This is a genomic window from Ensifer sp. GW101-20A05, from assembly GCF_059424735.1.
Map to the genome: position 1 here is coordinate 85,461 of NZ_JBWKZT010000022.1, position 13,291 is coordinate 98,751.

Below are 13,291 nucleotides of genomic sequence, written 5' to 3' on the forward strand. Positions count from 1 at the left end.
CGTCACCGCACGCGGTTGTTTTCAATGAAGCTGAAGTCGATTTCCTCGCCGAGCCCCGGACGATCCGGCACGTGCACATAGCCATCGCGATCCATTGGATCGGACAGCGACTTCAGGTAGTCATGCCCGTCGTCATATTCGAGGAACGGATGCAGCAGGCCGCGCTCGTACCAGCGGCAGTTCTTGGTGGCGGCCACGACATGCAGGTTCATCGCGGTGTTGCCGTGCACCTCGCACTCCATGCCGAATGCTTCGGCAAGGTGCATCGTCTTCAGCGCCGGCGTAATGCCGCCGACGTCGTTGACGCCTGTGCGAAGGATGTCGCACGCACCCGCCTTGATCCACTCCGCACGGTGCCAATGCTTGCCGGCAGCACTTTCCGGGCCAACGACGGGAATGTCGAGATTGTCGGCGAGCCACTTGTAGGAAGAAAGCGACTGCTCATCCATTGGCTCCTCGATCCAGTCGAAGTCCAGCTTTTCGAGCCCCCGCCCGAGTTCAAGCGCATCGGTGCGGGAATACCAGTGGAAGGCATCGATCATCAGGCGAATATCCGGCCCCACGGCTTCGCGCACAGCGGCGCAGGCCTTGATGTCCATCTTCACGTCCGGAGCCCAGCTGACCGGCGGCATCCAGGTGTGCAGCTTGATGCCTTTGTAGCCGCGCTTGACGAGGGTCTCGGCGAAGCGCCCATAGTCCTCGGGGGTTGAAAGGCCGCCCTCAAGCTCATCACCACACATGATCGAACCATAGGCGAGCACCTTGTCGCGATAACCCCCGATCAACTTGTATACAGGTTGCTTCAAGGTACGCCCTGCCAGATCCCACAGCGCGCAATCCACTACCGCCAGGGTGCGGTCCGTGAGCTGTGCTGCAGAACCGCGTTGCCAATGGGCGAGATCCTGCCACAGCCGTTCGCGGTCGCGATGATCTTCCCCGATCAACACCTTCTTGACGAACTTGTCGATGACATGCGGCCGGACGATCTCCGGCGCCGTAAAGGAATGCCCCTCGTGACCGTCTTCCGTGCGAATTGTCAGCATTGCCTGCTCGACCTGATGCGGCGGGCCGGGATGCGCGTGACCAGCACTGTCCGAGTGGCGGCGTGTGGTCGTGCGGAAAACCCGCACCTCGACGTCGGTGATGATCATTGTTCCTCCGGTATGCGAATTGGGCCGGCTTACTGAGCCATCCTGTATAACACATACTTAGACAGATTATCGAACATATGTCAAACTTGTATTACAGGTTTGTTTATATGACTGACAAACACTCGCATTGCCGGGATTGCCCGAGGCAGTTTGATGTCGGCATGTCCCGTTCGTCGCTCGATCGAAGCGCCACGATTGCCAGCACCTACGGCATGGTGGAATGCCGGCCACGGATATCCCGCCCACAGTATTCGGCGCGGAGCCGCCCGCTGAATAATTGGAAAGACGGAGGTTGGGTGGCCGTCGGGATCGCAGCCAGAGCACCTTTCAGCGGCCCGACAGGCGGTGGCAGGCAGGCTGACGCGGCGGCAGCATAATTTTGATAGATTTTGATTGTCATCTATCTTGCTTTTAGATGTCACTCATAATATGCCGATCATGCTGAACTCCTGCGGGCGGTGGGCTGCAAAGTCATGGTCTATGGCGAGGTTGCAATGATGACGCCAGGATCCCCACTGGACGCACCGATGTCGCAGAGGTTGATCATGCCTACGGCGGACGTCGCAGCTTATGCAGCGCGATTGACGGAGTTCTCCAGCCGTCTTGCGGGCGAGTACGGGCTTGCGCTTGCCTATCACCACCACCCTGATGATGGTCGCAGAGACTTTCGATGAAATTTCCAACATCTTCGACAAGACCGGCACGGAAGTTGGCTTGCTGCTCGACACGGGCCACGCGGTCGCAGCTGGTTTCGAGCTCATCGAGCGTTTCTCCGATCGCATCGTGCACGTCCACCTAAAGGACGTCCGCAAATCGGTGATGCGGGAGGTTCGGACCGGCGACCTGAGCTTGAATGCCGGCGTGCGCAGCGGAATGTTCACGGTGCCAGGCGACGGTATCGTCGACTTCACTCCGATCGCTCGCTTCGTTCGGAACAGTGTCTATCGAGGATGGCTGGTCGTCGAAGCCGAACAGGATCCTGCACACGCACCACCACGTGCAACCGTCGCCCGCGCGTTCGATCACATCGGCAAAGTATTTGCCGACTAACCCATGAGGCTGATTTCAGCCAAGACAGCGCCATAAATTCTGTCGCCTTGAAGGGGTTCGAACCGCAGACCAGGAATATCAATAGGGCCAGTGTTGAGCCCCAGGGAACTTCGGTCTCTTTCGTTTATTTCGTTTATTGCGGCTGCTGCGAATAGCCTAAATTTAGACGACGCGGTCGTGTAATGGCGAGCGCTTGCCCCCTTCGCGGCACGCTCCTTTTGAGCGCAAAGCGAACTGAAAAGACTTTACGGGCTAATGCTCCTCAAACTGACCGAAGCCCCTCTTCACCAACAACTTGAGTGTCAGGCAAATAATTGCGACAGGCTCAACGGCCATGGATTGCCAACAGATCGGCATAGGCCGTCGGATTGCTGGCCAGTACTGGGTGGCCCTTCAACAAGGCTTCGCCCTCGCCCGGGAAGGACAGGTAGTCGCCGCCGGCTTCCTTCACCAGGCAGTAACCTGCCATGCAGTCCCAGGCGTGCATATGTGGCTCGTAATAACCGACCAGACGACCCGCCGCGACATAGGCGAGCATCAGTGCGCCGGAGCCGTTGCGGATGAAGTTGCCGCCCATGCGGAGCAGCGCGGCGATGATCTGGCCAACCCGCTCCGGTTCTACATAGGTATTGCAGCCAATGCCGGTGATGGCGTTCTGGATGGTACGAGACGGATCGAGGTTCAATTTCTTTCCGTTGAGACTCGCGCCTTTGCCAGCGGCCGAAGCATAGAGTTCGCCGTCGCACGGCGCATGGATCATGCCGATCACCGGCACGCCGCCATGCAGAACCGCGATCGAGACACACCACGTCGACATACCGTTGACGAATGGCGCGGTACCGTCAATCGGGTCCACGACCCAGATATAGCCTGAAGCACCCTCCATGTGGCCGAATTCCTCGCCGAGGAACCCATCCTCCGGAAGCTCCGCGGCGACGCGCGCTCGGATCAGCATCTCGACGTTTCGGTCGGCAATCGAGACGACATCCTGCGGGTCGCGCTTGGTCTCGATCACCAGGGTATCGCGCTTGTTAAAGTAGTCGAGCGCGAGCGCCCCCGCCTCCTCGGCAATTGATTTCGCTAGTGCAAATCGCCGGTCGAGACCTGCTTCATGCATGCTCATAGTTCTTTCCTTTTCGTAATGAGAGAAGTGTACTTCGTGATCAATGCACTGCCCACGATTCTTCAAGCCCGGTATGACATCAGCGTTGGCCAAAAAACGTCGGTCGATAATGAAAGCGTACCGACTTCGGTCTCCACCCCATATTCGACATGGTCGCCGAGATCGGCCCTTCCGACGAGGCGCGCGCTCGACCTGCTTTATGCGCGGGGTGCTGGCCCTGATCCGGGCAGTTGGCCGAAACAGACCGTGACCATGAGTAGCAAAACGCGTTCCAAGTTGAATCGGATGACCAAGTCGGTGGGCGAACGGCAGCTCTGACAAGCGTCTTACGTTACTGAGCTTCGATCCCAATACGTGCGAAAGCTTCGCGCGGAGCATCACTGGTGCGCATGAGATCCCGCATGAGACGCGTCATTGCTTCTTCGATCTCCGGGGAACAAAGAGGCGTATTCTGCCCTGGATCATCAGCGAGGTCGTAGAGTCGGGTTTCATTCTCAAGGAGCGCGCCGGGACCGTAGTTGTCGAACATGGGCGATCTCTCGATCACCGGGATCTTGAGGACCGGCGCTCCCTTCGTGAAGGACATCGGCCGTGCCAGCGAGGCTCCCGCGAGTTCCTCCGGCGTGAACGGCTCCCAGATGTGAGTCGGCATCAGCGTGTATTGATAAAGCTCCTGAGAGCGAGGATCGGGCGGGAAGCGATGATAGGTATAGCGTCCATCCGTCACGTTGATCGCACCGCCGAAATAGCCGAACAGTGCGCCGCGCCGCAGCGAACGATCGGCGCCGAGCAGCGGCAGGAGGGAGTGCCCCTGCATCTCGGCAACGGTCTCCACGCCGAACAGATCGAGGAATGTCGGAGCGAGATCGATGGTCTGAGTCAGAGCGGACCGGCGGGTGCCGGCTCTTCCCGGCCGGCGCGGATCGTGCAGGAAGAGCGGGATGTGCACGATCTCCTCATACATATTCATCCGGTTCTTCGCCCAGAAATCGTGCTCGCCTAGAAGAAAGCCGTGATCGGTGGTGACAACGAGCGCGGTTTCGCGCCAAAGATCGTGCGCATCGAAATAGTCGAGAAGCTGTCCGATGAGGAAATCGCAAAGCGCGATGACAGCGTAGTAGTTGGCGCGGAGTTCTTCGCATTCCTCCGGCAGCTCGTCGACCCGGCCGTAGCGCGGCCAGTCGCGAACCGGACCGTTCCAGCCCGTCCTGAATGCCTCGCGAAACCGCTCGGGCGCGGTAAAGGGTTCATGCGGGTCGAACGTCTCGATCTGCAGGAGCCAGTGGTCGGCGGTTCGGTTCTGCTCGAGGAACTCCAACCCGGCGGCGAAGCAGCGCACCGATGGGAACTCGTTCTCGTCCTTGATGAACTCGCGGTTCACGATGTTGCGCCGAAACTTGTCGCGGGCCGACGGGCTGAATTGGCGCTCATGATACATCTGGCGCAAGCGCTCCCATGGTGGCTGCACCATTGCCTTCCACGGGTCGCCCTCCTGACCGCGGATGAAGTCGTAGCTGTCATATCGGGTGTGATAGGTGGCACCGCCGTCCTCGAAATAATGGAAGTGGTCGGTGACGAGGTGGCTGTAGGAGCCGGCCCGGTGCAGCAGTTCGGGAAAGGAATTGTCGAACGGCTCGAGCGGCCCCCAACTCCTGTGGAGAAAGCCGAGCCGTCCGGTCTGCAGGTCGCGGCGCGCCGGCATGCAGGGCAGGCTGCCGACATAATGGCGGTCGAACATCGCGGTGCGCTCGGCCAAGCGGGTGAAATTGGGCGTCGGGACCCGCTTTCCGCCGTACGGGGCGAGCACGTGTCGGTTGAGCGAGTCAAACAGAACGAAGACGGCCTTCATCGACTCTCGGCCCTCATTCAGAGCTACCCACGCAGCTTCTTGTGTGCGTTTCGAATGGTCCCCGCATTCATCGGCTGGCCGTTCAGAAGGGCACCGGCGCCTATTTTCGCCGAAAAGAGCGCGGCCGCAACTGGATTGTACCCAGTTCCGAACACCAGCCTGCCCGCCCCCACGAGACTTCTAATCTGTGGTCTGCCTCGCTCACTATATCCCATGCACGCCTTCGACCATCGCCGAGAGCTGCTGTGTCGTCTCACCTCGGGGAGGCTGAGCCGGCGCGACCGGCGCGGCTGACGAGCATGGCGATGAAGGGCACGTCATCACCCGAGATCGTGTCTATGAGCCCGTCGGCGATCCATTGCACGAGCTCCGGCAACCGATCGCGTCCGCCGCGCCAATACTCGGCGAGAACATCTGGGCGAGGCACGTGTACGCGGTTGCTGAAGCCTTCTGCATGCAGCGCCTTCGCACCGTCGGGGCGGAACATGTCGAGCTCGATCGAGACCGAACTCGCGCTGCACGCCTTCAACACCCCGACTAGGTCGGCGTGGCGAGCATGCGTAATGGCTTCGGTCCGCAGGCCCGGATGGCGCTCGACCCCGCGCTTCAGCACCACATGGTCGAAGCTGATGACAATGACCCGGTCGACAGTTCCCGTCGATCTCAGCAAGGCTGCCACGCAATCAACAGCGATGTCCGGCCGCTCTGCCTCCTTGATCTCGAGCACAAGCCCCATGTCGTCCGCCTTCGCCCAATCGAGCGCCTCCGCCAAGGTCGGTATCTTCGTTCCGGCGAAAGCGGGATGAAACCGAACCCCCGCATCCAATTTGCGGATCTGCTCGAGGCGGAGGTCTGCCGCAAAGCCGTGTCCATCTGTCGTCCTGTCGACGGTCAGGTCGTGCAGAATGATCGGCTCACCGTCTGCGGTCAGCACGACGTCGATCTCGACCGTGGTCGCCCCTGCAGCCTTTGCTGCTTCGAATGCTGGCAGTGTGTTCTCCGGATAATGAAGGCTGTAGCCGCGGTGGCCGCAGACATGAGTACGTCCCGCGTCGCGGGCAAGGAAGCTGAAGGCCATTCGATATGCTCCTCCATCGTAAGAGCGCGACTTCTCTACAAGCGCGCTCTGACTGTTTCGCGAACGACGAGTTCGACCGGGAAGTAGACGGAAATCGGCGGCAAATCGGGATCGGCTCGGCGCCGGTCGAGAATTGATACGACCTCCCGGGCAATCCGCCGGGGATCTTGCCGCAGGGTGGTCAGACGGTAGGAGGACCACGCGGCGACCGGCACATCGTCGAAGCCGATAACGGAAACGTCGTCGGGTACACGCAGGCCCGCGCCGCGAATGTGATCGAGTGTTCCGAACGCCATGAGATCATTAACGCAGAAAATCGCGTCGGGCGCCGGTCCGCTCGCCAGCAGCTGTCGCGCCGCCTCTTTTCCGCCACCATAGTCGGCGCGGCCGACGCGAACGATCTTCGTCTCGAATCTGGAAGCGGCGGCAAATTCAACAAAGGCGTGCTCGCGGGCGGAGAGGCTCGGGCTCGGATTCGCCCTGTTGATCACGGCGAAACGGGAGGCTCCAGCCATGCGCAGGGCCTCAAAGGCCTGCTGCGCGCCTTCCCTGTCATCGCAATGGACGCTGTCGAGGCCAGTCTCGGCCCTGTTCACCAATATCAGCGGCTGTCCGTTTCGTCGCGTGAGCTCGACAAGGCTTGCCGGCGGCGAGCCAGAGAGGAAGATGGTCGCCTCCGCCCGATAGCGCAGCAACTGGCGGCTGGCATTCGCAACATCCTCCGCTGTTGGCCCGATGTTGATGATCGCCGGCACGTTGGAGCGCTCGATCAAGGCGTACGAGAGGGCCGAAATCATCTGGGCCCGGAACGGAGTATCGGCGTCGGAGGTCACGAGTCCCACCAGCCGGCTCCGATTGGCGAGAAGCCCGCGGGCGAGATCGTTGACCTGGTATCCGAGCGCCGCAGCTGCCTCTCGCACCCGCGCCCGCGTTGCAGGTGCGATGCTTGCGCCAGGGGTGAATGCCCGCGAGACCGCCGATCGGGACACACCCGCAAGCTCGGCGACTGCCTGGGCGCTCACGAAGCGGCCCTGGTTGCTGTGTCTGGTATCCGACACTTGCTTTGACCCCGCTGGACATTCTCCGAAGCGCATTCATAATCGTGTTGCACAGCATTGCAACAACAATGACGACACGATGAAAAGCGTGCCGCGGAACGGGAGGAAACCAGGATGATTCACTGGAAAATCGGAACGGCTGCGCTTCTCTGCGCGGCATTAGCGGGGGGCAGTGCGGCGTTCCTTTCAGCGACGCCACTCTTAGCGCAAGAAACCGTGAAGCTCGAGCTCTGGTCGCGTCAGGATCCTTCGGGGCCGCTGCGCCCTGGCAATGTGGTCAAGGCTGCCGAGCGGCTGAACAAGGAACTCGCGGCCGAAGGCTCCCCCAAGCGCGTTGAGGTTGCTGTGCGCGAGAGCCCCGCCAAGGGCTTCGACGACGACGCACTGCAGCTTCTCAAGGTATTCGGCATCGGTGAAGGCCCCGATATATTCATCGCCGCACACGAATGGATCTGCGCTTTCCAGGAAGATGGCTTCGTTCTCAAGCTCGACGACTATATCTCCAAATACCCTCAACACTTCGGCACGATCTTTCCGTCGCTCTGGTCATCAGCGAAGTGTCCCGACGGCACCTACGCAATTCCGCAGGACGCCGAGGCGAGAATGTTCTTCTACAACAAGAAGCTCCTGCGCGAGGCCGGCTACGACTCTGCCTTTGTCGACGCCATGCCGGAGCGTGCGTTGTCGGGCGACCTGACGATGGACGAGGTACTGGAGATCGCCAAGCAGGTCGTCGACAAGACAAAAGCGCAATACGGTGTGCTTCACCGGCCGAACAAGGGTCCGGACTACATCATGGTCTTCCAGGCCTACGGCAGCGGCTTCGTCGATCCCGAAACCGGCAAACTGCTCCTGGAGCGCGACAAGCTCGCTGCCGCCTTCGGCTGGTTCGAACGCGGGGTGAAGGAAGGGGTCATCCCGGCCAATAACACGGCGATGGAATTCGATGCGTTGCGCAAGGAATTCTACACCGGCAACGCCGCATTCTGGATGTACGGCATCTGGGATCTCGGCAGCGTCGGGTTCCCGACCTACGGGCTGCCTCAGGACGAAAAAGCCTTCTTCGCGGATTGGGGCTGGATCGCTGGGCCTGCACCGCAGAAGGGCGGTTCACCGGTCAGTCTGACGCATCCGATCGTCTATGCGATCGCTGCCGACACGAAGGAGCCTGAACTCGCCGCCCGCCTGCTTGGCCACGCTTCGGCGGCCGACCTCAACACCGATCACGCGGTCACAACGACGCATCTCGGCATCAAACCCGAACAACTCGAAGACCCGCGTTATGCCAAGGCCTGGCCGCTCGCCAGGGCAACCGACCTGCTCAAGATCACCAAGTTCCTGCCGAACAACTCGCAGTTCGGCGAACTCAACGGCATCATCTATGCCGGAATTCAGGGCATAGAATCGGGGCGGTTGTCAGCTGAGAAAGCAGCCGATTTCGTCATCGAGGAGGCTTCGTCCACCCTCGAGGACGTGATCGTCAAATAAGTCCGATCGGTCTCGAGTCGTCGACCCGGCGCGCCCGGGTCGGCGGCTGCGAGGTCCGCCGTAAGAGCTAATCGATGACGACGATAGCAGATGAACTCACGATCGAGCGGCGCGGCCATGCGGGGTCGGCGGCGCGCAGGCGCACGAACTTCGTGATCTTTCTCGGCCCGGCGATCGTCCTGACGATCCTCTTCTTCGTCGTCCCCGTGATCATCGATATAGCTGTGTCGTTTACCGACCTCAGCCGCTCGCTCCGCATCAGCGAGTTCACTACTGAGCAGTACGAGAAGGTCCTTCGAACTGATCGCCGGTTGTCGCAGGTCATTGGGCTGACCTTCATCTACGTCTTCGGCACGCTCGCGATCTTCAACGTGACCTTTGGCCTGATCCTCGCCATCACCACCACGGCGATTAGGAATGTATCCGGCAGCTTCTTCCGGGGCGTGTGGCTGCTACCGCGGATGAGCCCGTCAGTCCTCTACATCCTGCTCTGGCTCTGGGCGGTGAGCCCCACCGAAGCTGGCCTCGTAAACCAGGTCCTGATGCAGGCGTTCGGGCTCGACGCGCCGCTTGACCTTTTGACCTCGGCGCCGGTCGCGCTCATCATCATCTCGAACGGGTTCATCGGCGCTTCGATGGGCATGATCATCTTCACCGCCGCGATCCGCGGGATCCCGGAGCACCTGTTCCACGCCGCGGCAGTGGACGGCGCCGGGACCTTCGCAAAGATCCGCTTCATCACCCTGCCGGCGCTGCGCTGGCCGATCAGCTTTGTGACGATCTACCAGACACTTTCGCTGCTGGTCAGCTTCGAATACATCCTGCTCCTCACCAAGGGCGGTCCGTTCTACGACACGACTGTCTATGCACTTTACGTCTACCGCCGCGCCTTCGAAAGCGGCCAATATGGCTACGGAGCCGCGCTGGCACTTTTTCTCATCGTCATCGGCGTAGTCGTCGCGCTCATCGGCTGGCGCTTCTTTGATATGGAGCGCCTGCTGCAGCGCCCGCGCATCGAGGTGCATTGAGATGGCCGCGCAAGCGATCCCCGAGCTGTCCACGGCGGCATCCGAACCGCCAGTCGATTGGGATGCAGTGGCAGCGCGGGCGCGTGGCGTTCGGCGCGCCAAGGCGGTCGTCCTCTACGCGTTCCTGATCGCCGTGTCGCTGCCGATCATCCTCCCCTATTTCTGGCTCGTCACGATCGCCTTCTCGGCCAGGACCGGCGTTGCCGAGACGGCGGTTCTGTGGCGCTCGATGGCCGTGGTCGTTCCGGCCGTCGTCGCTTTCTGGCTCACTGCCGCGCTCGCGCAAAGCCGGCGCCAGTTATGGATCGGCCTCACCGCAGTCGCCGCGATCGCTATCTTCGCCTTTGCCGTGCTGGTCGGCCCCGACCTGCACCTCGGCAATTTCATCTTCCTGTGGGAGCCGGACTTCGCCTCGGTGGTGAGGTCGCGGATCGGCGAAGTCAAAGGCGCGGTCCAGTTTCCCAACGTCTGGCATGCCTTCGGCAACTCGATCCTGATCGCCGGCACACAGACTGCCATCGTCGTCACCGTCGCCTCATTGGCAGCCTATTACCTGTCGCGCTTCCAGTTCCCCGGCCGCTCCTCGATGCTGCGCTCGCTTCTGGTGCTCCATGCTTTCCCGGTGCTGACGCTAATCGTGCCCATGTTCCTGATGCTCTACTGGATCGGGCTGCTCGACACGCTTTCCGGCGTGATACTTGTGCTTGTCGCCTTCGAACTGCCGTTTGCGATTTTCATCATGAAGGGCTTCTTCGACGCAGTCCCATGGGACATCGAGATGAGCGCGCTGACCGACGGCGCGTCGCGACGGCAGGCATTCGTGAGCGTGGTGCTGCCTCAGGTCAGGAACGGCATCCTCGCCATCGCAGTGTTCACCTTCATCCGCGGCTGGGAAGAATACATCTTCGTGTTCACGTTCCTGATCAGGAACAGCAATTGGACAATGAGCCTCTACATGTACTGGGTGCGCGATGATGTCATGGGAGTGGACTACGGCGTCGTCTCTGCGGTCGGAGTTTTCTACCTTGTCCCGAGTCTCATCCTCTACATGGCCGCGCAGCGGTATCTCATGCAGATGTCGATCGGCGGCGTGAAAGGCTGAGAAGATGGCGAAGATCGAGTTCCGTAACGTGGTGAAGCGCTTCGGCGCCGTCGAGGTGATCCCCGATATGAACCTCGTCATTGAGGACGGCGAGTTCGTCGCACTTCTCGGCCCCTCCGGCTGCGGCAAGTCGACGAGCCTGTTCATGCTCGCCGGTATCTATCTTCCGAGCGGCGGCGAGCTCCTCTTTGACGGCCATATCGTCAACGAAGTAGAGGCACGCGACCGGAATGTCGGCATCGTCTTTCAATCCTACGCGCTCTACCCGCACATGAGCGTGCGCGACAACATCCTGTTTCCATTGCGCTTCAAGAAAACGCCACGCGACGAAGCTCTCGCGAAGGTGAAGACCGCCGCGGACCTTGTTCGTGTTGCGGAACTGCTGGACCGTCGTCCCAGCGAGCTTTCCGGTGGCCAGCAGCAGCGCGTCGCCCTTGCACGCGCCCTCGTGAAGGAGCCGCAGTTGCTGCTCCTCGACGAGCCGCTCTCCAATCTAGACGCTTCGCTTCGCCTTTCGATGCGCACCGAGATCAAGTCGCTGCACGCGCAACTCGGCGTGACGACCGTCCTCGTCACGCATGATCAGATCGAGGCGACGACAATGGCCGACCGTATCATCTGCATGCGCGCCGGCCGGATCGAGCAGGTCGGGACGCCGGACGACCTCTATCTCAAGCCATCGAGCCTGTTCGTTGCCGGCTTCATCGGCTCGCCGCCCATCAACCTCATTGCCGGCGAAGCCGAGGCCGGAACGATCACCGTGAATGGCGCCAGATTTCCGGTCGAGGGCGCGTCCGGGGCGCTGACAGTCGGGCTGAGGGCGGAGCACCTCAGAATCGGCGATACCGGCTTCGCCGGCCGTATCGTGCAGATCGAGCCGATGGGCCGGGAGATCCTCTATGTCGTCGAAACCGGCATGGGCGCCGTGCGCGTGCTTGAACAGGGCTCGTCCGCCGTGCACTCGACTGGCGAGCAGGTAAAGATCGGTTTCCTGCCCGAGAACTCGCTTGTGTTCGAGACGGCGCGACAGAAGCTCATTGGGGGCGCGCATGTTCGTGCACCGGCGTGACACGATCGAGCGACAGCCGCCCCATTTCTCGGTGGGGAGAGGAGAAGGGCGCGCCAGTGGCAGCGTTTGAGACGAGCAACCAGACGTCGAACGCGCCGGTGGCCGTCGAGGGCCCATATGGCCCTGTCCGGCTCAAGTGGCACAAACTGCGCACGCGCCTCGCCGAGGCGCCCTTCAAGCGGTCGAACCTCGCCCTCGGCTGGCAGCTCGGCGCGAGCCTCGAGGTAGACATACTCGGCACTGCCGATGGCCGCTTCGCCGTTCTCCACGATGCGACGCTCGGTCCATCGACGACCGGCCGCGGCCGCGTTCCGCGCACGCCGATCGCATCGATGGCGGGGCTTTTTCACCGGGACGCAGCAGGCGCCCCCGATCCCGATGCGCCGGTCCTGTCGCTCGCCAAACTCGTGGCCCCGCTTCAAAGACTACCGAGAGCGCCATCGGCCAACCTTCAGCTCGATCTCAAGCTGCTCGAAGGACACACGCTTCCGGATTCGGCGGTGGCCGATGCCGCAGCGGCCGTCACCGGGCTAGCGGACGCCATCGTCGTCGGTTCGCATCATCTGGATGAGGCACGCCGTCTCGCCGCGGCCATTCCCGGAGCCCGGCTCGGCTACGATCCGATGCTGGCGGTTTCCCGCCAGCGAGACCTGCGCGATCCAGAGCGGTTGCTGCGCCACATCGAGCGGCGCAGCACCGGCGTGAGTCTTGCCTACCTCCGGTTCGACGCCATTGTTGCCGCAGAAAACCAGGGCTTTCCCCTCGTTGCGCGCCTGCTCGACCTCGGCATTGAAACGGACGCCTGGACGGTCAATCCCGGCCGGGACATCAATGACTCCATCCTGCGTACGCTCGTGGGGGCGAAAGTGCGCCAGATCACGACCGATGTTCCGAGTGAGATCTTCCGCCTGATCCGTTCGCTTTGAGCACGGCTCATCCCGGGCGTTCCGTGCGAACCACCGGAGCGGGGTTGGGTGCTCCATAGGTTCTAGCAACCTGAAAAGAGCCGGCTCAGTCACCGCGTGCCAATGATCAGATGTCTTACGGTCGTCAGCGAAGTCGATCGTCTTCTTGCGGGACGCACACGCGATATTCGCCTTAATGCGGAACTTGCCCGGCTCTTCCACGCGCGGTCGTGGCCACAGGCGTCGAAGATTCTCCGTGCCTGGATGGTGTGGGTGGTGGTCCTCGACGTCCTGACGCTAGCAGTCAACGCCGCCCCGTCAATCGAACGCTCCGTATCGTTCTGGAACAAAGGTCTCGCTGCACCCGGCAGCGTGACCAAAGCATCGGGC

11 protein-coding genes and 1 pseudogene are annotated in these 13,291 nt (G+C 61.5%); 7 read left to right on the top strand and 5 right to left on the bottom strand.

Translation table 11 applies throughout. From position 1 onward, the window contains the following. Positions 1 to 2 precede the first annotated feature (2 nt). Positions 3 to 1,151, bottom strand: a complete 1,149-nt coding sequence (locus AC070A_RS31835) for a mandelate racemase family protein (RefSeq protein WP_057251595.1) — start codon at positions 1,149 to 1,151, stop codon at positions 3 to 5. Positions 1,152 to 1,778: 627 nt separating this feature from the next. On the opposite strand from AC070A_RS31835, the gene AC070A_RS31840 reads away from it, so the two are divergent. Then, entirely contained in the window at positions 1,779 to 2,201 is a 423-nt protein-coding gene (locus tag AC070A_RS31840; RefSeq protein ID WP_244495644.1) for a TIM barrel protein, read from the top strand. A gap of 325 nt (positions 2,202 to 2,526) precedes the next feature. On the opposite strand, the gene AC070A_RS31845 is transcribed toward AC070A_RS31840, so the two are convergent. From AC070A_RS31845 to AC070A_RS31860, 4 genes are all read right to left on the bottom strand, one after another. Then, positions 2,527 to 3,324 (bottom strand): inositol monophosphatase family protein, encoded by a 798-nt coding sequence (locus tag AC070A_RS31845; protein WP_057251594.1) that lies wholly within the window; start codon positions 3,322 to 3,324, stop codon positions 2,527 to 2,529. Between the two features lie 331 nt (positions 3,325 to 3,655). Beyond that, positions 3,656 to 5,173 carry a sulfatase family protein gene (locus AC070A_RS31850; RefSeq protein ID WP_112997348.1) on the bottom strand — a complete coding sequence of 506 codons (1,518 nt, stop codon included), beginning with the start codon at positions 5,171 to 5,173 and terminating at the stop codon, positions 3,656 to 3,658. A 253-nt stretch (positions 5,174 to 5,426) separates the two neighbouring features. Then, positions 5,427 to 6,251, bottom strand: a complete 825-nt coding sequence (locus tag AC070A_RS31855; protein WP_057251592.1) for a glycerophosphodiester phosphodiesterase — start codon at positions 6,249 to 6,251, stop codon at positions 5,427 to 5,429. Positions 6,252 to 6,286: 35 nt separating this feature from the next. Then, positions 6,287 to 7,309, bottom strand: a complete 1,023-nt coding sequence (locus AC070A_RS31860; protein WP_057251591.1) for a LacI family DNA-binding transcriptional regulator — start codon at positions 7,307 to 7,309, stop codon at positions 6,287 to 6,289. Between the two features lie 114 nt (positions 7,310 to 7,423). On the opposite strand from AC070A_RS31860, the gene AC070A_RS31865 reads away from it, so the two are divergent. The 6 genes and pseudogenes from AC070A_RS31865 to AC070A_RS31890 all read left to right on the top strand — a co-directional run. Further along, on the top strand, positions 7,424 to 8,797 hold the full coding sequence (locus tag AC070A_RS31865) for an ABC transporter substrate-binding protein (protein ID WP_057251590.1): 1,374 nt from the start codon (positions 7,424 to 7,426) through the stop codon (positions 8,795 to 8,797). 74 nt (positions 8,798 to 8,871) lie between these two features. Continuing rightward, entirely contained in the window at positions 8,872 to 9,825 is a 954-nt protein-coding gene (locus tag AC070A_RS31870) for a carbohydrate ABC transporter permease (protein ID WP_113736858.1), read from the top strand. 1 nt (position 9,826) lies between these two features. Then, entirely contained in the window at positions 9,827 to 10,927 is a 1,101-nt protein-coding gene (locus tag AC070A_RS31875) for a carbohydrate ABC transporter permease (RefSeq protein WP_057251588.1), read from the top strand. 4 nt (positions 10,928 to 10,931) lie between these two features. Continuing rightward, entirely contained in the window at positions 10,932 to 11,996 is a 1,065-nt protein-coding gene (locus AC070A_RS31880; RefSeq protein WP_057251587.1) for an ABC transporter ATP-binding protein, read from the top strand. A gap of 56 nt (positions 11,997 to 12,052) precedes the next feature. After that, entirely contained in the window at positions 12,053 to 12,922 is an 870-nt protein-coding gene (locus tag AC070A_RS31885) for a glycerophosphodiester phosphodiesterase (RefSeq protein WP_057251586.1), read from the top strand. A 102-nt stretch (positions 12,923 to 13,024) separates the two neighbouring features. After that, positions 13,025 to 13,291, top strand: a pseudogene (locus AC070A_RS31890) (GGDEF domain-containing protein); the annotation flags it as partial.

Bases quoted from the DNA above. Each gene is read 5' to 3' on its own strand.
- AC070A_RS31835 (WP_057251595.1), bottom strand. From the start codon at position 1,151: ATGATCATCACCGACGTCGAGGTGCGGGTTTTCCGCACGACCACACGC.
- AC070A_RS31845 (WP_057251594.1), bottom strand. From the start codon at position 3,324: ATGAGCATGCATGAAGCAGGTCTCGACCGGCGATTTGCACTAGCGAAA.
- AC070A_RS31850 (WP_112997348.1), bottom strand. From the start codon at position 5,173: ATGAAGGCCGTCTTCGTTCTGTTTGACTCGCTCAACCGACACGTGCTC.
- AC070A_RS31855 (WP_057251592.1), bottom strand. From the start codon at position 6,251: ATGGCCTTCAGCTTCCTTGCCCGCGACGCGGGACGTACTCATGTCTGC.
- AC070A_RS31865 (WP_057251590.1), top strand. From the start codon at position 7,424: ATGATTCACTGGAAAATCGGAACGGCTGCGCTTCTCTGCGCGGCATTA.
- AC070A_RS31870 (WP_113736858.1), top strand. From the start codon at position 8,872: ATGACGACGATAGCAGATGAACTCACGATCGAGCGGCGCGGCCATGCG.
- AC070A_RS31875 (WP_057251588.1), top strand. From the start codon at position 9,827: ATGGCCGCGCAAGCGATCCCCGAGCTGTCCACGGCGGCATCCGAACCG.
- AC070A_RS31880 (WP_057251587.1), top strand. From the start codon at position 10,932: ATGGCGAAGATCGAGTTCCGTAACGTGGTGAAGCGCTTCGGCGCCGTC.